This is a genomic window from Priestia sp. YIM B13490, from assembly GCF_042787735.1.
GTDB lineage: Bacteria > Bacillota > Bacilli > Bacillales > Bacillaceae_H > Priestia > Priestia megaterium.
Map to the genome: position 1 here is coordinate 892,581 of NZ_JBHZOT010000001.1, position 19,136 is coordinate 911,716.

General features: G+C 38.0%; 25 protein-coding genes. 14 read left to right on the plus strand and 11 right to left on the minus strand.

All coding sequences use genetic code 11. The annotated features are described in order from the left end of the window. Positions 1-141 precede the first annotated feature (141 nt). Positions 142-1,179: a nicotinate-nucleotide--dimethylbenzimidazole phosphoribosyltransferase gene (gene cobT / locus ACFX4R_RS05095; protein WP_237074425.1), complete on the plus strand. Its 1,038-nt coding sequence runs from the start codon at positions 142-144 to the stop codon at positions 1,177-1,179. A 58-nt stretch (positions 1,180-1,237) separates the two neighbouring features. Here the strand turns inward: cobT and ACFX4R_RS05100 are convergent, their stop codons facing one another. Further along, complete coding sequence (locus ACFX4R_RS05100) at positions 1,238-1,372, minus strand: hypothetical protein (RefSeq protein ID WP_013057740.1); 135 nt, start codon at positions 1,370-1,372, stop codon at positions 1,238-1,240. A gap of 318 nt (positions 1,373-1,690) precedes the next feature. On the opposite strand from ACFX4R_RS05100, the gene ACFX4R_RS05105 reads away from it, so the two are divergent. Then, complete coding sequence (locus tag ACFX4R_RS05105) at positions 1,691-2,371, plus strand: FHA domain-containing protein (protein WP_043981485.1); 681 nt, start codon at positions 1,691-1,693, stop codon at positions 2,369-2,371. Between the two features lie 15 nt (positions 2,372-2,386). Here ACFX4R_RS05105 and ACFX4R_RS05110 read toward each other — a convergent pair whose 3' ends face one another. The 3 genes from ACFX4R_RS05110 to ACFX4R_RS05120 all read right to left on the minus strand — a co-directional run bounded on the left by ACFX4R_RS05110 (position 2,387) and on the right by ACFX4R_RS05120 (position 4,205). After that, positions 2,387-3,154: a class I SAM-dependent methyltransferase gene (locus ACFX4R_RS05110; RefSeq protein ID WP_043981486.1), complete on the minus strand. Its 768-nt coding sequence runs from the start codon at positions 3,152-3,154 to the stop codon at positions 2,387-2,389. 193 nt (positions 3,155-3,347) lie between these two features. After that, complete coding sequence (locus tag ACFX4R_RS05115; RefSeq protein ID WP_098965111.1) at positions 3,348-3,809, minus strand: DinB family protein; 462 nt, start codon at positions 3,807-3,809, stop codon at positions 3,348-3,350. A 120-nt stretch (positions 3,810-3,929) separates the two neighbouring features. Then, positions 3,930-4,205, minus strand: a complete 276-nt coding sequence (locus ACFX4R_RS05120; RefSeq protein ID WP_013057736.1) for an AbrB/MazE/SpoVT family DNA-binding domain-containing protein — start codon at positions 4,203-4,205, stop codon at positions 3,930-3,932. A 412-nt stretch (positions 4,206-4,617) separates the two neighbouring features. Between ACFX4R_RS05120 and rpsN the strand changes: the two genes are divergently transcribed. After that, positions 4,618-4,887, plus strand: a complete 270-nt coding sequence (rpsN, locus tag ACFX4R_RS05125; RefSeq protein ID WP_043981488.1) for a 30S ribosomal protein S14 — start codon at positions 4,618-4,620, stop codon at positions 4,885-4,887. 29 nt (positions 4,888-4,916) lie between these two features. Here the strand turns inward: rpsN and ACFX4R_RS05130 are convergent, their stop codons facing one another. After that, the gene (locus ACFX4R_RS05130) at positions 4,917-6,437 is read right to left on the minus strand and encodes an N-acetylmuramoyl-L-alanine amidase family protein (RefSeq protein WP_377569028.1); all 1,521 of its coding nucleotides are present in this window, start codon (positions 6,435-6,437) and stop codon (positions 4,917-4,919) included. A 560-nt stretch (positions 6,438-6,997) separates the two neighbouring features. On the opposite strand from ACFX4R_RS05130, the gene ACFX4R_RS05135 reads away from it, so the two are divergent. Continuing rightward, positions 6,998-7,531 (plus strand): GrpB family protein, encoded by a 534-nt coding sequence (locus ACFX4R_RS05135; RefSeq protein WP_013083815.1) that lies wholly within the window; start codon positions 6,998-7,000, stop codon positions 7,529-7,531. Positions 7,532-7,567: 36 nt separating this feature from the next. Here ACFX4R_RS05135 and ACFX4R_RS05140 read toward each other — a convergent pair whose 3' ends face one another. The 4 genes from ACFX4R_RS05140 to ACFX4R_RS05155 form a co-directional block, all read right to left on the minus strand. Further along, the gene (locus tag ACFX4R_RS05140; protein ID WP_165574963.1) at positions 7,568-8,248 is read right to left on the minus strand and encodes a DUF4397 domain-containing protein; all 681 of its coding nucleotides are present in this window, start codon (positions 8,246-8,248) and stop codon (positions 7,568-7,570) included. Positions 8,249-8,363: 115 nt separating this feature from the next. After that, positions 8,364-8,801 carry a hypothetical protein gene (locus tag ACFX4R_RS05145; RefSeq protein WP_016764734.1) on the minus strand — a complete coding sequence of 146 codons (438 nt, stop codon included), beginning with the start codon at positions 8,799-8,801 and terminating at the stop codon, positions 8,364-8,366. A gap of 92 nt (positions 8,802-8,893) precedes the next feature. After that, a complete protein-coding gene (gene nfsA, locus ACFX4R_RS05150) occupies positions 8,894-9,631 on the minus strand; it encodes an oxygen-insensitive NADPH nitroreductase (RefSeq protein ID WP_016764733.1) in 738 nt (245 codons plus the stop codon). 29 nt (positions 9,632-9,660) lie between these two features. Continuing rightward, positions 9,661-9,945 (minus strand): putative quinol monooxygenase, encoded by a 285-nt coding sequence (locus ACFX4R_RS05155; RefSeq protein WP_013057729.1) that lies wholly within the window; start codon positions 9,943-9,945, stop codon positions 9,661-9,663. 204 nt (positions 9,946-10,149) lie between these two features. Between ACFX4R_RS05155 and ACFX4R_RS05160 the strand changes: the two genes are divergently transcribed. Further along, complete coding sequence (locus ACFX4R_RS05160) at positions 10,150-10,464, plus strand: ArsR/SmtB family transcription factor (protein ID WP_013083811.1); 315 nt, start codon at positions 10,150-10,152, stop codon at positions 10,462-10,464. 19 nt (positions 10,465-10,483) lie between these two features. On the opposite strand, the gene ACFX4R_RS05165 is transcribed toward ACFX4R_RS05160, so the two are convergent. Beyond that, a complete protein-coding gene (locus ACFX4R_RS05165) occupies positions 10,484-10,819 on the minus strand; it encodes a CHY zinc finger protein (protein WP_016764731.1) in 336 nt (111 codons plus the stop codon). 177 nt (positions 10,820-10,996) lie between these two features. Between ACFX4R_RS05165 and ACFX4R_RS05170 the strand changes: the two genes are divergently transcribed. The 9 genes from ACFX4R_RS05170 to ACFX4R_RS05210 all read left to right on the plus strand — a co-directional run bounded on the left by ACFX4R_RS05170 (position 10,997) and on the right by ACFX4R_RS05210 (position 18,947). Beyond that, the gene (locus tag ACFX4R_RS05170; RefSeq protein WP_013057726.1) at positions 10,997-12,064 is read left to right on the plus strand and encodes an undecaprenyldiphospho-muramoylpentapeptide beta-N-acetylglucosaminyltransferase; all 1,068 of its coding nucleotides are present in this window, start codon (positions 10,997-10,999) and stop codon (positions 12,062-12,064) included. Between the two features lie 496 nt (positions 12,065-12,560). Beyond that, the gene (gene lepB / locus ACFX4R_RS05175; RefSeq protein ID WP_013057720.1) at positions 12,561-13,115 is read left to right on the plus strand and encodes a signal peptidase I; all 555 of its coding nucleotides are present in this window, start codon (positions 12,561-12,563) and stop codon (positions 13,113-13,115) included. 81 nt (positions 13,116-13,196) lie between these two features. After that, entirely contained in the window at positions 13,197-14,300 is a 1,104-nt protein-coding gene (locus ACFX4R_RS05180) for an oxidoreductase (protein WP_237074428.1), read from the plus strand. A gap of 249 nt (positions 14,301-14,549) precedes the next feature. Next, entirely contained in the window at positions 14,550-15,437 is an 888-nt protein-coding gene (locus tag ACFX4R_RS05185; protein WP_043981491.1) for a sulfite exporter TauE/SafE family protein, read from the plus strand. Between the two features lie 464 nt (positions 15,438-15,901). Beyond that, positions 15,902-16,363, plus strand: coding sequence for a hypothetical protein (locus tag ACFX4R_RS05190; RefSeq protein WP_013083806.1), 462 nt, complete (start codon positions 15,902-15,904; stop codon positions 16,361-16,363). 115 nt (positions 16,364-16,478) lie between these two features. After that, complete coding sequence (locus ACFX4R_RS05195) at positions 16,479-16,937, plus strand: hypothetical protein (RefSeq protein WP_237074429.1); 459 nt, start codon at positions 16,479-16,481, stop codon at positions 16,935-16,937. Beyond that, positions 16,937-17,257 carry a hypothetical protein gene (locus ACFX4R_RS05200; protein WP_013057715.1) on the plus strand — a complete coding sequence of 107 codons (321 nt, stop codon included), beginning with the start codon at positions 16,937-16,939 and terminating at the stop codon, positions 17,255-17,257. The genes ACFX4R_RS05195 and ACFX4R_RS05200 overlap by 1 nt, the downstream gene beginning before the upstream one ends. Further along, complete coding sequence (locus ACFX4R_RS05205; RefSeq protein WP_165574966.1) at positions 17,257-18,516, plus strand: glutathionylspermidine synthase family protein; 1,260 nt, start codon at positions 17,257-17,259, stop codon at positions 18,514-18,516. The genes ACFX4R_RS05200 and ACFX4R_RS05205 overlap by 1 nt, the downstream gene beginning before the upstream one ends. Before the next feature lie 14 nt (positions 18,517-18,530). Further along, positions 18,531-18,947, plus strand: coding sequence for a DUF350 domain-containing protein (locus ACFX4R_RS05210; RefSeq protein ID WP_013083802.1), 417 nt, complete (start codon positions 18,531-18,533; stop codon positions 18,945-18,947). Between the two features lie 18 nt (positions 18,948-18,965). Here ACFX4R_RS05210 and ACFX4R_RS05215 read toward each other — a convergent pair whose 3' ends face one another. Next, on the minus strand, positions 18,966-19,112 hold the full coding sequence (locus ACFX4R_RS05215) for a hypothetical protein (RefSeq protein ID WP_016764718.1): 147 nt from the start codon (positions 19,110-19,112) through the stop codon (positions 18,966-18,968). Positions 19,113-19,136: the final 24 nt, after the last annotated feature.

Below are 19,136 nucleotides of genomic sequence, written 5' to 3' on the forward strand. Positions count from 1 at the left end.
CTGCCTATACGCAACTCTTACTAGTATAACTAAGTCTTGGGAACTCTATCCAATTATCTACTTTAAAAAAGACTAGCCAGAATAAACAAAATCCTGTTAAATTAAACGGTAGACATTTGCTGAAATAAAGGAGCTGTACATATGATAAACGTTTATATTCCAGCGCTTGAAACAAGCGCTGGCGAAAAAGCGGCACGCTATATTGATACATTAACCAAACCGATAGGAAGCCTTGGAAGACTCGAAGAAATAGCAGTGGAATTAGCGGCCATGACCGGGGAAGTTTTTCCGACAGTCACGCCGCCAGGAGTCCTCGTTTTTGCAGGCGATCATGGAATTGTAAAAGAAGGAGTTTCAGCTTATCCGCAAGACGTAACGGCACAAATGGCGCTGAATTTTTTGCAGGGAGGAGCAGCTATTAACGTGTTTAGTCAGCAAATAGATGCCCAGTTCAAACTGATTGACATCGGAATTGCTTCTGACCTTTCCCATACGGACCTTGTACAACGCAAAGTGAAGCTGGGCACAGCAAGTTTTTATAAAGAAGATGCGATGACGCGCAGTGAGGCAGAACTGGCTGTTCAAGTCGGATATGAAGAAGCTGAAGAGCTTATTGCCCAAGGAATTAAATGTTTGATTGTAGGAGAAATGGGCATCGGAAATACTACATCAAGCACGGCTATTTTAGCTGTATTGACAGGAGAAAAAGTCTCTAAGCTTGCAGGAATGGGCACAGGGATTTCTGACGAACAACTGCGCCACAAAGTGAATGTGATTGAAGAAGCGCTGCAAAACAGGCACATTAACCCTCAGGATCCGATTGATATTATTAGTAAAATAGGGGGGCTTGAAATTGCCGGGATGACAGGTGCTATGCTGGCGGCAGCTGCTCACCGTATTCCTATTTTAGTAGATGGTTTTATATGTACAGTTGCAGCCCTTCTAGCGACAGAAATCAATACACAAGCAAGAGACTATATGTTTGCTAGTCACGAATCTGTTGAACAAGGTCATGCGTGTGCAATGAAGCTTCTTGACAAGAAACCGCTCCTCAACCTCAATCTTCGTTTAGGTGAGGGAAGTGGAGCTGCTGTTACATTTCCACTGCTGCACTCAGCTTCACTGATGATTGCCAATATGGCCACATTTCAATCTGCGGGAGTGTCTGAGAAAGAATAAACCTAAAAAAGACATGGGAACAAAACCATGTCTTTTTTCTTTATTTTATAAAAAAATCTTATATTTTTAACATCATAAACCAATAAATGCTAAAGCTAGCACCTGTTAAAATAAATGATCCAATAATTAACAATACCAGTGCAACGCGTCGTTTAATCGCTTGAATTTCTCTATCTTTTGGCAAACGTCCCATTGGTCTTCCTCCATTATGTAAATATTTCACGTATTTTCCTATTTTACTTCGCTTTAAAAAGAGAGAACATATGTCAAAGTTACTAAAAATCAAACTATTTTACAAAAAAATTGTATCCCCGTTACAGTAGGGCAAAGAATACGTATTTTTTCAGTTAGAAAAGGACTGCTCTAAAGGTTTACTTACATGGCAACAACCTTTATCATATAACTGACTATACTATGATGTTATCCAAAGTTGGAAGAAATCTCAATAAATGTGAGTGTTATAATTACATGATAAGAGTCAGAAAATTTTAAAAAAGAGTGTGAGCAAACAATGAACGGTATGTTGATTATTCGGAACGGTGCTCCTTTTTATGAAGGAGCTTCCGTGCCTATTCCAAAAGATAAAGCCTGTATTATCGGACGAAGCAGTGAAGAATGGGAGCCTTATCTGGCCTTCCAAAGTGCTTACATTTCACGCAAGCATTTTGAAGTAACGTACGAAAGCAATGCCTTTTTCATTACAGACTTGTTTAGTAAACACGGGACAAAAGTAAACGGAGAAGAGTTACAGCCTGGAACCCCTCGTTTATTGAAAGAGCAGGATGTCATTACCTTAGCAAATGAGGAGGCAGCTTTAGTATTTAGAAATGATGATATGGATGCAACCCTCGATTTAGGACCTTTGCTAAAACAAATAAATAAGCCATTTTACACATTAGATCCAATTTTGCAGAAAGTAAAAGTAAAAGAGGAAACGTATATTCTGTCAGATAAAGAATACTCGTGCTTAGCTTATCTTCTAGAATACAACAATCAATTTGTTTCAAAAGAAGCATTAAAAAAAAGCGTTTGGCCTGAACGAGTAGAGTCAAATGGAGAAATTCTAGTAGCAGCAGAAGAGCTGAATGCGCTGATTTACCGGGTTCGCAAAAAAATAGGAACATATTTAGAAATCGAAGTGATTCGAGGAAAAGGGTATTGGCTGCACTTTAACGAAAATGGACGTGAATAGAATCACGTCCATTTTTTAATCTCGTTTTACAGCATGTACACGTATATGTTTAGCTTCTGCTAGCCAAGATCCATTTTGAAATAGTTTGTCTTGCATTCGATTTTCTAAGCGCGTAATGAGAACATTTTTAGTTTCTGTCGTCACGTGAGCAAAAAGAGGGGCTGCATTTGTTTCCAGCCAATTACGCAAGCCGTTTTCCCCTTTTAACAAGAAGGGACGGCTGTAGTGAATAGCCGTGGTGACTTGAAAATTCTGTGATTCCAAAAGAGAAGAATATTCAGCTACAGAAGGAAAGTACCATGGGAAATCTACATCGTTATAAGGGATATCAAACGTTTTAAATTGACGAATGATTTCTGTGAAAATTTCGTCCATGTTTCCTTTTCCCCAAAATTCTGCTACAAATCGGCCGTTTGGTTTTAAAGCATTGTAAATGTTTTTAATGACAAGGTGAGGGGGATGGATGTCGTGTAAAGTTGCATTTGAAAAAACTGCGTCAAATTGTTCGTAATAAGGAAGGTTAAGGGCATTTAACTGTTCAAAGGATAGAGTCGGGTACTGATGACGAGCTTGTTCAATCATATTTTCAGAGCAATCGATGCCCGTTGCACGGACATGAAGCTTATGGAGCTGCGAAATAAATTCGCCAGTGCCGCAGCCAATATCTAAAATATGTTCGCCAGCTTGAGGAGAAAGAAGGTTCATAGCACTTCCTCCAAATGAAGAAACAAACGGAAGATGATACACTTGAGCAATTTTTTGTTGGTTAACAGTTTGACTCATGAAGTGATTCCTCCTTTGTAAAAGATGATGACTATCGTTTTATAAGAAGAAACAAGCTTTGAATAGTAGATATGAAGTTATTGATAGAATTATACCATATATCTTACTTATTATGCCGAAAACTGCAAAGAAAAAGCGCACCAAACTTCTAGCTTGGGCGCTTACAAGCACGAACTATTTTATAACCATTAACTTAACCAAACTGAACAAATAGGGGAAGATCCGTATGACCCATCTCACGTACGTAGACGTATAAATTTCCTTTATGATGAATTTCATGGTCAATGGCCATTTGTAAAAGTTGACTTCCAGGAAGCTTTCTTCCAAACGCTGCAGTGGCGTCAATTGTTTTGTTTAAATCATCTTCGCTAAGTGAACGTAATACGTCTACTGTTTTTTGGGTATATTCAGCTGCAAGGTCCGATAATGACTTACCGCTAAAATCAGCTTTTTGACCAAGTGGCGATAAATCACCGGATTTTACCACTGATGCAAATGCATAAAAGGATGTTAAAATATGCGTAGATAAGTCAAAAGCGGACATAGATGTCGGGGCAGGCTTGTATTCGTAGTGATCTGCTTCAATTTTGTTGATTAATTCATTAGTTACGTTTCGATGTGCTAAAAAGTGATGAGTCATTTGTTCAACTGTCATGATAAAAGGCTCCTTTATTATGTATTCGCTTCTGAGTATAGCATCTGGAAATCAGAAAGCGAAGAAAAAACTTTAACAAAAAGAAAAACAGCTGCATGTGAGCAGCTGCTTTTCTTTTTATTAGAAATTACGTTGTTTTAATTCTTCAAGCAATAACTCCATACCTTCGCGGCTTAAAGTTAATTTGCCATCTGCGATTGTTACGTTGTCAGAAGATACTTCGCCAGTAATCGCACAAGCACCGTTCGGCTCATATTTCTTTAAAATAATTCGATCTGTTTCGACAAAAATTTCAACAGGATCTTTTACATCTATTTCAAGAACACGTCTTAACTCTTTAGGAATTACGATACGACCTAAATCATCTACTTTTCTTACAATACCAGTCGATTTCATTTTTTAATCACCTTTACTTTTATATTTTATTGAGTACGCAAAATATTATTTTTGGAATTTCTAAGATGATTATATACTAGATAACCGCTAAATTTGTCGAAGTTATTAATATGTAAATGAACTGTAATATTATTGAAATATTATCTGTAAATACAAATCCTCCTACAATATGGAATATGTAGGGCTCTTTGTATGATATAGGAGATGCAGGAATTAATTACATTTGACATACAATTTTTTTTATGTTTATACAGCAGCGTGGGGGTAGAGTACATCTAAGCGTGAAAGCAAACAAGTTGAAAAAATGAAGCAAATATGATTAAATTTAAAAAGTAACTTGCTCAAAATAATTAAATCGTAATGATTACGTATTTCAAATAAAAATTATTAAAACGAAAGGATGACAAAGAGTTTGGCTAAAAAATCAAAAGTGGTAAAAGAACAAAAACGTCAAGAGATGGTAGCGGAGTATGCGCAATTACGCCAGGAGCTGAAGGAAAAAGGAGATTACGAAGCGTTAAAAAAATTGCCTAGAGATTCTTCACCAACGCGTTTAAATAATCGCTGTCGCGTTACCGGTCGTCCGCGAGGCTATCTTAGAAAATTTGAAATGTCACGCATCGCGTTTAGGGAATTGGCCTACAAAGGACAAATTCCAGGGGTTAAAAAAGCAAGCTGGTAGTATAAAAGCCCTCATTATGAGGGCTTTTATTATTTATTAGCTGCAAAATATCGAGCAATCCCTTGGTAAATACCTGTAGATATTTGCTGCTGATACGCGTTAGAAGAAACAACTTGCTCATCGTGAGCATTTGATAAAAAGCCTAATTCAAGAAGTACAGCCCGCTGGTTGTTTTCTCGAGTAACATAATAATCTCCAAAACGAACCCCCATATCCTTCATAGAAGGCGCGTTTTCAGCCATGCTTTCTTGAATGTATTTTGCTAATTCTTTATCTTTAGATTCACTGTAATAAAATGATGCGATGCCGTTTGCAGAAGATGAAGTAGACGCGTTATAGTGAATGCTGATAAATGCATCTGCATGCTTTGCTTCACTAACATTCACCCGTCCGCTCAGTGAAATAAAAGTATCGTTTGAACGCGTCATAAATACATTTGCTCCAGCATTAGCTAAGCGGCTTGCCACAAGTTTTGCTGTTGTTAACGCTAAATTTTTCTCAATCGATGACTTGCCTGAAGTGCCAGGATCATATCCGCCGTGCCCAGCGTCTACTACAATAATTTTATCTTTTAAAGCAGCAGATGAGGAAGGCAAGCTAGCTGAAGTTGTAGAATCAGCCGCAGCTGTTAACCCTTTTGATACCCATGCTGTTTGACTGGCAGAGTACTGAATTTGCACCCAGTCATTCGTTTCGTTTACTTTTTTGAATCTTTCACCTGCTTTTGCTACACGGATAATTCCAGCACTTAAACTCGGCTGAGTGCGTAAATTTGAAGCTTTTGTAATTTGAATCGACTGGGCTGTTTGTGAAGACTGTCCAGAACCTGTTTGTAAGTATTGACTTGCCACCCAGCCTGTTTTGCCGCTTGCTGTTTTAATCTGGGACCAGGATCCGCTTTCTTTTAACACGGTTACTTTTGCATTTCGCGGTAAGTTCGTCACGATGGACGCGCTTGTGCTCGCAGAAGAACGAACGTTTAATGAACTGGCATTAACGACCGCTGGCTTGGTTGCCGTAGAACCAGAGTCATTAGTCGGCGTAGAAGAACCGGAGCTTGCTTGTAGGTACTGACTTGCTACCCAGCCCGTTTGACCGCTTGCCGTTTTAACCTGTGACCAAGACCCGCTTTCTTTTACCACCGTTACTTTCGAATTGCGCGGTAAGTTCGTCACGATGGAGGCACTTGTGCTCGCAGAAGAACGAACGTTTAATGAGCTGGCATTAACGACCGCTGACTTCGATGTCGAATTTGCGGTAGACGTACTGTTTATTTGCGTTTTATTTATGTATTGAGATGAAATCCAAGCTTCTTTACCGTTATAGGTAATTTTAGCCCATCCTTTGCTTTCATCTACTATATCAACGGTGTTTCCCTTCGTTATTTTTCCAACGATAGCACCGCTTGTACTAGGCGTTGCACGTACATTTAACGATGTAGCAGTTACTTTGGCCGATTCAGCTGCATCTGCATCAATTGAATGCAAAAGCAATGAAGAGCTTAAAAGAACAGAAGAAACGGCTGTGTACATGACATGTTTTTTATTCATTTTTTCCTCCTTGCAAATTACAAATTTCAACATAAGGTTATTGGTATACAAAGCATATATCGGCAAATAGTCCAAAATTTTGAGTTAAATCTACTATTATCTCATAATACCGATATTATCCATCATACTATATGTCGAAATTCAATTGTATAATGAATTTGAACTATCTGCCATCCTTAACGATAAAATTTTACATTAATGTAAAATATAATTATATTAAAGGTGGAATTTAGCGATATTAAAGACCTTTAATCCTTTGTTCATCTACATTTTGAGGATATGTCTTCTACTAGTAAGAACGTAAAATAGTATAAAACAGCTGAGTGTGAATATGATAGAGGAGAGATAGAAAATAAAAGCGTATCTATCTTTTGGAGGAGGAAACATCCACAATTATGAAACATGTAGAATAAAAATAACAAAAATATATAAAATAATACAAAGCCTGTCTGGAGGAGTATAAAGCTCGTAGCATAAACTAAAAGTAAATAGTTAGAAAATTCTTTCTTTTTACTTTGAAACATGGTACAGTATAAAAAAGTGAAAGGGTGGAAACTGATATGCGAAAGATTGTTCAGTATGAAACAAAGTGGTCGCTTTTGTATCAAATGGAAAAAGAAGCGTTGCTTAATACACTAAAAGATTTTTCAGTAGACATCGAACATATTGGAAGCACGTCCGTTCCAGGATTAGCTGGTTCACCAATCGTTGATATTTTAATCGGAGTCAAACGCGAAGAAGATATAAATGAAGTGCGCGCTATATTAAAAAATAAATCTCACGTATATGTAGCGGAAAAAGAGATGTTTGTCTTATTAAAAGAAGGCGTTCCAGCTGCACACTACCCTCCAATTATGACAGCTAAAAATGCCCGTAAACTCATTCCACATGATGCGAGAAGAAGTCATGTGTACGTAACGGTCAGTGAATCACCTTACTGGAACGAACGAATTAATTTCAGGGAGCAGTTACGCTCGAACGAACGTGCTAGAAAAAAATATGAAGGTATGAAATACGAGCTTTCAAAACGACTGTGGAACGATATTTCTACCTATGAGTACAAAAAAGAGGAATTCATTCAGCGCAGTCTATAAAAAACGTCATTTCAATTGAAATGACGTTTTTTTTAATTAATTATCTTGTAAAACAATGGTCTCAAGCTTGTCAGCAGTATTTACTGCGAGAACCGTATAGTTTTTACCGCTTTGAAGATTTGTTCCAGGAAGACTTAGTATTTCTTTTCCATCTGCCGTGGAAACAGATAGATCATACGAACCCGGATTTACTACTTGATAACCTGAAATGCTTTTAAAAGACAGATCTTTAAATAAAGGAGCAGCACCTTTAGGACCTACGTTTACCGCAGGAGCATCAGGAGATAAATGAGCAACACGTAAGCTTGCTTTTCCATCCATTCCTTGCTTATTATTCGTGAAAGCTTGTAGTTCAAGGTTTTCTGCTTTATTTATAGCGGCCACTGTATACGATTTTCCGCCGTCTACAACAAGGGTAGCTTCGATGATGGAATCTTTTGTCCCTTTTGTCTTCGCTTCGTATACTTCTACTTTATGAGAACCGGCTGCCAAAGGCAAAGAGTTGGCGACATCTTTAAACTTTGCTCCTTCTACTAAAGCTTTGTCATCCACAAAAATGTCTACAGCCGGAGCATCCGGTGAAGCATGAACGATGCGAACTTCTGCATTTTGAGCTGTTCGCTCATCTGCAGCAGGAGGTGTTTCAGCGGCAAATACTAACATGCGGCTAAGTGCCAAGAAGGCAATCACTGCTGCCATTACGAATAGTCGTTTCATCAAGTATCACTCCTTTTTTAGTATACACAGCTTTATGTAAAGAGAAGGACTGTGCAGTTGTTAGCGTATACTAAATAAAATCAACTATTCGTTTGTTTGTTAACTTTTGATGTGTTTACTGAGATTTCTGACGAAAAAATCGAAGAATAGCCAAAATATTGTACAGAGCTGTTAAGAGCCATGTCAGTAAAAAGCCTAGGCCAAGCCCAATATTGGCATCTATATACGTATGCGTGAAGTCATCATATACGACGTAGGAAAGAGGAGCAATCGACAGTAAAAATAGAAGAAAAAACAAAAGCGTTTTCCATTTGTTTGAAGTGAAGGTTAAACAAAAGAAAAGGAAAGCAGCGAACAATAGAAGACCGTCTCGAATAGCCCAAGGTAAAACGCCGATATGTGGATTAGCAAGAAGAAAAGTCGGAACAATTGAAAGGAGGAAAAGGAGAGAAAGTAAAGTCACGTGAAGAGTGTGCTTTTTTGTAAAAGCCGGCACCAATAAAAACGCTGCGGTTGCGCTTAAAAGAAAATTACAAATTAAAATAAACTCCATATCAACACCTCATTTATCGAGTATTACTTTTAGTCTATTCAGCACGCTGTTAAAGTAGATAAAAAAGCTGCGATGTTCATCGCAGCTTTTGGTTATTCGAATTTAAATCCTTGTTTTTCAAGCATCGCTCGCACTTCTGGGTAATAAATGGTTTTATAAATAGCTGATACAGTTTGTGACCAGTTGCGGTCATCAGCACCGTTTGTTCTCTTTTTCATATACTCTGCCATTTCAGCATCATAGTCTTGAATCAATGACTTTAAGTCGTGATTATAGCTTTCACGATGGTGCACAGCAGCTTGTGGCAATCGAGGTTTTTTCGCAGAATGATCTGCCGGATGTCCAACCACAAGACCGCTTACTGGGAATACGTATTCCGGTAAATCTAGCAGTTCAATGACTTCTAGCGGCTTTCTGCGAATTCCTCCGATTGGAACTGTACCTAAACCGAGTGATTCTGCTGCAACTGTTGCGGCTTCTAAAGAAATTCCAGCATCAGTTGCCCCGACTAAAATTGACTCAAGCCCATCGGTTACGCCAAGAGGGGCATCGTTAAGTTCAGCTGCAATCTTAGCACGATTAAAATCTGCACAAAAGATTAAAAATAGAGGAGCTTGGTCAATCCACGCTTGGTTGCCGGCAAGCTCTGAAAGTTTTTTCTTCTTTTCTTTATCTTGGACGCTAATAATAGTCACTTGCTGTCCATTAATAGAAGAAGCGGCTGACTGAGCAGATTGAATAATCGTATCTAAATGCTCGTCACTTACTGCTTCGTCTGTATACTGACGGATAGAACGATGATCTTGAATTGTACGAATTGCTTCATTCATGATGCGTCATCCTTTCAAAGAAGTTATGATTAACCTTGTAATGTTTTTACATCTAAAGGTGCTACAAGTACGCCAGTTTGAGCAAATGCTACAAAACTTTGGAAGTGAGCTGATTTATTGTGTGCTTGAATTGCTTCTTCGCTTTTCCACTCTTCAATCATCATAAATGTGTTAGGTGTAAAAGCATCTTCAAATAGTTGATAGTTGCTGTTTCCTTCTTCTTGTAAAGAATGCTTAATTAGTTCTTGTACGTTTTCTAAAAATTCTTCTCTTTTTGCTGGGTTAACTTTCATTGAAGCTTGTAAATGAATCATGGGTGATTCCTCCTTTAATAATGATGGTGCTTTATATTATTTGTTTTGTTTTTAATCTTTCATTCAATTTATGATTAAAATGAAGATAAGTTCGAATATCATCGAACAATGAAACTATAACATCGATTAAATAACAGTGCAAGGAATTTAGTTCGAAAGTTATCGAACATTGATACACAAAAGAAGCTGTGTTATATTTTAAGCATGAGAAAACCTTATCAACCACCGAAATCTGAAATTAAATTAACGCCTATTTTACACGCGTTGAGTGATCCTAACCGGCTGCGAATTGTACAGTGTTTAGCGACAAGAAAGGAGCAGACCTGTTCGTATTATCAAAAATTAAATGTATCAAAATCAACGCTATCACATCATATTAAAGTACTTCGCGAAGCTGGAATTATCAAACTACGTATAGAAGGTACGCAGCACTATTATTCCTTGCGTTTAGAAGAACTTGAGGAATTGTTCCCAGGTCTGCTTCCTTCCATTATAAATATAGATGAGCAGTTATTTTAAAAGCTGAACAATGTTTTGTTCAGCTTTTTTGTTCAAAATAAATGTGTCCATGCAGGCTGCATCCAGGATTAAAAGAAGAACGACAGTGAGGGCAAGTCGAGTTACAGGTTAAATATTCATGAATTGATAGCTCATGTTTACATACTCCGCAAAGAATAGCTTTTTCATTAAACATAGCTTTTGGCCACTTTTTAATATCATGATCAGCATATCCGTTATGACATTGATAGCATGGATAATATGTATTACAGCAATAAAATTTTATTGCAATAATATCTTTATCCGTATGATAGTGTGTACAGCGCGTTTCGGAATCCACCGTATCACCTTTTACTATAGGTGCAGATTTGTTCATTATCATCACTCCCTATGAAAAGTATAGCATGCTTTTATACGCCTTATCATACATATGTAAAAAGAAAAATGCTATAATAAAACCATCGTTTTACATGTCAGATTGCATGCTAAAAAGATCAGATAAAAATTGATGTCAAAACAGATCGATTAAGTGAAGTAAAGAGAGGAAGAAAAAATGAGTAAGCAAGTTATCGTTTTTACCGGAGGCGGAACAGCTGGACACGTAACACCAAACATTGCCATTATGAAAGAATTAGACAGTGAAAAATGGGATATCCATTATGTCGGTTCTCATAATGGTATTGAGAAAGAATTAATTACAAAATTAAACGTTCCATATCATGCGATTTCAAGCGGGAAGCTGCGTCGATACGTAGATATGGAAAATGTAAAAGATGTATTTCGAGTAGCAAAAGGAGTTGGCGATGCACGTCGCGTGCTGAAAAAGTTAAAGCCTTCTCTTGTGTTTTCAAAAGGCGGTTTTGTCACAGTTCCTGTTGTAATGGCTGCTAAATCGCTAAACATTCCCGTGTTCATTCATGAAAGTGATTTAACACCGGGACTGGCAAATAAAATTGCGCAGAAATTTGCAACTAAAATTTTTACTTCTTTTGATGAAGCGGCAAACTATTTTCCAAAAGAAAAAGTGCAGGTTGTTGGTTCACCTATTCGAAAAGAATTATTTAGCGGAAGCGCAGCGAACGGGGAAAGCTGGCTTCGCTTTTATGATAAGCGCCCAATTTTAACCATTATGGGCGGAAGTTTAGGAGCACGTCGCATCAATGAAATTGTTCGAGAGTCCTTGCCTGAACTGCAAAAGAAATTTCAAATTGTACACCTGTGCGGGAAAGGTAATGTTGATACAAGCCTTGAAAAAGAGTCAGGCTACCGTCAGTTAGAATATGTAAATGAACAGCTTCCAGATGTTCTAGCGGCCACTGATTATGTGATTACACGCGGCGGATCAAATGCTATCTTTGAGTTTTTAGCCCTTCATAAACCGATGATGATTATTCCTTTGTCAAAAGCACAAAGCCGGGGAGATCAAATTTTAAATGCACAGTCCTTTAAGAAAAAAGGCTACTGTATGGTTGTGGAAGAAGAACAGTTAACAAAAGAAGTGTTTTTGCGTGAAGTAAATGAACTTCAGCAGCAGGCAAGTACGATGAAGCGTACAATGCGTGAAGCAACAAAAACGGATGCCATTTCAATTCTTGTAAATGAAATTGAGAAAATGAGCTAAAAAAAGCGTTCTTATCTCCTCGATAAGAACGCTTTTTTCTAAAAGAGGCGGAGGAAACATACCGTAAAATAATTCATGATAAAATGGAAAGTATTTTGTCACGCGCGGCGGAACAAAATTTTGTACCAGTTGTAGATGACCAAAACATTTTTGTTGGACTTGTGCGTCGAAGAGAGATTATAGAGTATTGCATCTCCCAACTTTTTATACGTGGAGAAGCGCCTTTAAATGTGAAGATTTAGTTAAGTTTACGTAAAAAACATAATTTTTACATAAAAGGTAGTCTCTTTTTATATAATTAATGTTATAATAAGAGATGTAAAGACGAAACTTGCGTAATGTAAGCCTCTAACATTTGTTAGAGGTTCTTTTTTTACATAACATAAAACATTTGATTTCAGTTCTTTCTATGGTTAAGTTAGAATAAGTGTTAAAGTAAGAGGTTTCTTGCTTTTTTACATAAGAAAAGTGAGCTGTACAAAGGAGACAAAGTATATTGACTACGGAAAAAACAAAAAGCGATCAATTACGCAGCATATTCAAAACTATTATCTTCGCTATCGCTCTAGTATTTATGATTCGCGCATTTTTATTTTCTCCGTATATTGTAGAAGGCGCTTCAATGAACCCAACGCTGCATAACGGAGAGCGTTTGTTTGTGAATAAACTGTCGTATTCGCTCCATGATATTCGCCGCGGAGATATTGTGATTATTAAAGATGAGGCTAAGAATAAGCATTATGTAAAAAGAGTAATCGGTCTGCCAGGTGAAAAAATCGAAATGAAAAAAGATCAGCTCTATATTGATGATAAAAAAGTAAGTGAACCTTATTTAAAAACGAATCGTCAAATTGCCAATAACATGGATATGGAGCTTACGGGAGATTTTGAACCCGTTCAAATACCTAAAAACGAAGTATTTGTAATGGGTGATAACCGTCTGTACAGTATGGATAGCCGCAACGGTCTAGGTCTCATCGATGAAAAACGGATTGTCGGAAAAAGCGAATTTGTATTTTACCCCATTAAAAAAATAAGAAAAACAACGTAAAAAGAAATGCCGGCGAAGGTATTTCTTTTTTTGTGCCTATGTCTACTCGGCTTCTAGATGGGCAAGCTAAGGAAAAAAGGTGTGAATGAATTGAAGACAGCCTATGAAAAATTATTTAAGCATTTTAAATTTGTTGATGCTCTTGAGATGAAAAACCGATTAGCAATGGGACCTATCCTCACATACGCTTCACGGGAAAACGGAGAAATATCTGATATCGATCTGACTTTTTACGAAAAACGAGTAGGGGGCGTCAGTACGGTAATTGTCGGCCCTGCGTTTATCACAGAAAATGGCCAAGTAGCACATGGTCAAATCGGCATTCATCGTGATCAGGTCATACGAAAGCTTCATCAACTAACTCAAATGATTCATAGGAGAGGAGCTAAAGCGATTCTTCAACTATCGCACGGGGGAAGAAAGTGCGTAGAAATGAAAAATAAACGGCAAGCCATTAGCCCAAGTGAAAAGCCTCATAAACGTAAAGGGAAAAAGCCTGTTCAAATGACCGAGCGCGATATAACTTATATTGTTCAAGCGTTTGGCGAAGCTACCACCAGAGCTATGGAAGCAGGGTTTGATGGAGTAGAAATTGACGGAGGAAATGAATGTCTACTGCAGCAGTTTATGTCAAGGCAAGCCAATGAACGAATTGATTCTTATGGTGGAAGTGCAGAAAACCGCTTCACTTTTGCACTTGAAGTTATTCGTGAAGTGACGCGTCGAGCAACACATGCGGGCAAACCATTTATTGTGGGATATACATTAGCGCCCAAAGAAAAAGGCTATTTAGGAAATAAAGTGGAAGATACATTTGAGTGGATTGATCGTCTTGTTTATACAGAAATTGATTATTTGCATATCAGTGCTTTGCATGAACCTACCTTAAATAGTGAAGAAAATCGTTCACTTCTTTCTTCGATTATTAAGCACGTCAATCACCGGGTCCCTCTTGTGGGTACAGGAGGACTTACGGCAACAGAAGTAGCAGAAGCTTTTGAGCAAGGTCTGGCTTTAATTACGATTGAACAAGCATTAGTCGTACAGCCAGATTGGGTAGAAAAAGTGATAAATAGCGATGAGCCCGCTTCTATGGATGTGACGTCATTAGATAAAGATGTGAGTTTGCCACCTGAAGTGCTAGCTCACTGGCAAGATACGCATAAAAACGACCGCCCTTATTAAGTGAGCGGTCGTTTTTATGTTGTTGACTTAACAAGAAGAATTTTATTTTACTGATACTATAACCAAGCAGCGTACATAGACTAAAAGAAAAACCAAAAACACAGTTGACTTCTAGGAATAGTTAGGATTACAATATAAACAACTTATTCATAAAACGGACAGCTGATCGGACATACCGAAGGCTTCTAGCAAACAACTGTTGGAGGCCTTTTTGTGCTTTCTAACAGAAGATGAAAGTGGAGGGACAACATGAAAAAGTTAATTACGTTTGCACTTATTGGCTTTTTAGCTCAGTTAATTGATGGATCACTCGGAATGGCATACGGAGTGACATCAACTACGCTGCTTTTAACGTTTGGAATTGCACCAGCTGTGGCTTCCGCATCTGTTCACTTAGCAGAAGTTGTAACAACGGCAGCTTCGGGTGTTTCGCATATTAAATTTGGAAATGTAGATAAATCGATGGTGTTAAAACTAATTATCCCAGGTTCCATCGGAGCTTTTGTAGGAGCCTGCTTTCTAAGTAATTTACCCGGAGATGCAGTAAGACCTTACGTTTCAACATTCTTATTGCTCCTAGGAGTTTATGTGTTATTTCGTTTTTTATTTACGTTTAAAACAAACGAAGAAAAGAGCACCAAACCTTTATCGACGAAGCAGTCCATTCCGTTGGGATTAATTGCTGGATTTGCTGATGCTACAGGAGGAGGCGGCTGGGGGCCGATAGCAACGCCTGTATTGCTAGCTAAAAAAGGCACAACAGCACGGAAAGTCGTTGGAACCGTGGATACAAGTGAATTTGCTATTGCTGTCTCGGCTACACTTGGCTTTTTAATTTCTCTTGGCTGGGAGCAGGTAAACTGGTTCTGGGTAGGCGCCCTTATGATTGGCGGAATTATCGCGGCTCCGATTGCTGCATGGTTTGTTCGTATTATCCCGGCTCACTTGCTTGGTTCACTTGTTGGTGGGTTTATCATTTTAACAAATGCTCGAACACTCTTAAACACATGGGTATCCAGCAGCTCAACTCAGATAGCTGTATATGTATTCATACTTATTGTGTGGGCAGCAGCCATCATTTACTCACTGTTACAAGGGAAAAAATATAATCAAAATCGAAACGTAGAAGTTTCGTAATAAAGAGGATGGAATAAAAGTAGCTTAGTTAAAGGGAGATCTGAACGTGTTTGATTCTTGATGGAGAATCAAATGCGTTCAGATTTTTTTATGGTTAGGGTGAAGGTAGTTTCATGTATGTAGTGGCCTCTAGCTGTTGGCTGGAGGGCAAGGCGAGGACTCCTGCGTGAAAAGCGGAACAGATGAGATCTGGCAGGAGCGACCGCCCTCGAAAAGCGAAGTCTTGTACGGAAATCAACAGCGGTGTCACAAGGGATCCCTATTAGCGCATTATCCCATTTGTTCGTCTTTAGAGTGGGGTGATTTCCTAATGTCTCAATCTCTTTTATTATCTGAATTCCGTAAAATAGAGAAGCGTAGATATTTTTTTTGCGTCTTATGATACAATAGACGAGTTCATTCATGAGTGGGAATACTTTCTAACACATATAAAATTCATTGAATCGTCGAGGTGTGAAGAGTAAGTGGTCTATTTTATTTTAGTATTAGTAGCAGCTATCGAAGTAATTGTCTTATTGATTAATCGACCTGTATTTGCAAACATTCCGTATGTTCAAGTATATATTGTTCCTTTGTTAATAGTAATTGTCATCACGATGTTACTTTCGCGAAATCCAAAGAGATTTATGCGGTGGTTCAAACAAGGGCTTATTACGATTTCAGTCGTTGTGCTTGTATTCGTACCGGTTCTCTATGCCAAAAATCTCCCGCTGTATGGTTATAATGAAGCAAAAAAAATGCTTGCGCAAAGAGAACAGCTCTTACTAAGTCAGTTCCAAAAAGGAAAATACGTATATCCAGCAAAAGACAGCCCTAAAAAATACCGTTATCTATTTAAAGTCAATCGTGGAAACGGCATGCTTGAATATGTATTCGACCCATACACAGGCGGTTATGAAGTTGTGACAGATGTGATAAAAAAATAAAGGTTTAGCTTATTTAAAGCTAAGCCTTTTAATATGAGAAAAATTGAAACTTTTTGAAAATCTGTGCGTATTTATTAAAGAACGTTCACAAAAAAGTCACAAAAGGAGTTGCACAATGGGGAAGTTAGAATACCGACTGCTAAAGCCTGATGATACGTTTGTATCTATTTATCACTATCAATCTATTGAACTTGAACAAATTTTAGCAAGAAGAGAATGCGAATTTTTTGTTAAAGAAGGAGTAGCGTATAAACAAACTTCATCTGCAGTCGAAGATGATATACATATTATTTATGTAAAAGAACATGAACATGGGCCGAAAGAGCAAGCAGAAGACGATAACAGAGAGATTACGTTAGAAGTACGCGAACTGAATTCTCTTCGAGGACATCCGATTTTATTCGTCTCTTCATTTTATACGCATTTGGACGTATTAAGCTATATCGGAACAGTTTATACATACTACAACGGATGGGAATGGGAAAGAGACTCTGCGGAAATTGATGAAGATCGCAGCGTGTACAGTTTATATGTAACAAAAACAGGCGTAACGTATGAGGGGGAGAAGGCGTAATGTCAAAAACAAAAAAAATGATGGCCGGGGTTTTGACCACAGCTTTAATGACATCGCTCGTTGCCTGTGGTTCAACTGATCAGGCAAGACCAGCTAAACCGAAAGATAAATCGTGTGACAAGTGGAAGTGGGATGAAGATACCCAAACGTACTACTGTTCAGATTCTTCTTCTTCGCACAGCGGCTCATATTATCACGGAGGCCGCTACTACGGCTCTAAAAAACAGTTGACCTCATCATCGGCCTATAAATCATTTAAATCAAGCAGCTCGTATAAATCTGGAATTGGGAGCGGCTCTAAAGGCGGTTTTGGCGGGTAATGCATAAAGAAAAGCGAGAAATGTTTTATAAAGAAATTGAAGATTTTTGGCACGATTTATACGGAACAGAGTATGCTCTTTATGACGTACATACAGAGTCTTCTCATATCATTGATTCTATTAAAGAAGCTGCAAATCAAATTGGTGAATTATTTTTTAAAACTGCACCTTTACTTCGTTCGTTAGATGATCAGACGCTTTTTTCTTTAGGATTTCCAAAAGACACCCTCCCGTACCTACGACTGAAAACGATGGAAACAGAAAGTGTGATTTCGCGCCTTGATTTTGCTGTTACGACTGATCAAATCAAGCTTTTAGAACTAAATGCGGATACGCCTACGTTCATTAAAGAATTATTTCATGTAAATGAGTTAGTCTGTCGGCATTTTCAAGTACAAAACCCTAATAAGCTTGAAGAAAAAAAGCTTGCTTTAGCATTAAAACACGCCATTTTTGAAGCTTATAACGAGCTCGATAGAACGAACTATCCAAACGTCGTTTTTTCTTCACACGATACGCATGAAGAAGATAAGTTAACGACTCTTTATTTAATGAAGCTAGCCGATGTAGATGCTACATACGTTCCATTATCGCAGCTTCGAATTGTCCCTTCCTCTACAGTGGAAGAAGGTGAACATATAGAAGCGGGCGTGTATGATCAATATGGACAAAAAATAGACGTACTCTATCGCCAAACTTATCCGCTTGAACATTTAATTGAAGATGAAGATCCGAGTACGCATGAAAAAGTCGGACACATGCTTTTAACATTAGCACAGCAAAAACAAGTAGCCATAATCAATCCGCCTTCTGCATTTTTGCTGCAGTCCAAAGCCGTGCAAGCACTCATTTGGGCTTTGCATGAACAACATCATCCTTTCTTCACTAAAGAAGAGCATCACATCATTGAAACATACTTTTTACCAACGTATTTAGAAGAAGATACATTTATTGGAAGAAAACAAGCATTTGTGAAGAAACCATCCTTTGGTCGTGAGGGAGATACCGTTGAAATTTATAATGAAGACGGAATCAAAATAGACGAAGATCAGCATAAGACATATCAAGAATACATGGCTGTGTATCAACAGTTTATTCCTTTGCCAACTGCAACGATGAAGACTCAAACGCAAACAATAGAGGCTCATATCATGTACGGGTGCTTTTTATTAAATGGAAAAGCAAGCGCAGTAGGAATACGAGCTGGAAATCAAATTACGGATAACGAATCGTATTATTTGCCGATTGGATTAAAATGAAAAGGGGAATAAAAATGACACAATGGATTGATTGGGCTAGTATAGGGAGTTTTTTATCTCACGTAGCGGTAGGGTTAGGGTTATTATTTATCGGAGTTATGGTATTTGAATTAACAACAAAATTTAATGACCGTGAACTCATAAAAAAAGGCAATGTGGCGGTCGCTTTGAAGTTATGGGGAAAAGGAATTGGGCTTGCTATTGTCATTTTTACTGTATGGAGCAACAGCTTAAATTTGGTAGATGCAACTCTTTGGGGAGTAGTAGGTATCATTACTCAAGTAGTGGCATATTGGATTATTGAATTTATCATGACGCCTAAAACGAGCCTAGCCAAAAAAGTAGAAGAAGGAAATATAGCGGTTGGAGTAACTCTTTTTGCAGCGTCGGTTGCCGTCGGCCTTATTGTAGCCGGAAGCTTAACATATTAAAAGAAGGCGATTCCTGTTTTACGGGGAATCGCTTTTTTTATGTCCAGATTGCTCGTGTTCACTTAGTAATAATGTACGTGTATTTTCACGGTCGGCACGAACAATTTTTTGCTGTGTGTAAAGCGGAATGACAAAGAGCAAAATAAATAAAAAAACATAGCTCATTTTTGTTATCCTCCCATGTAAATT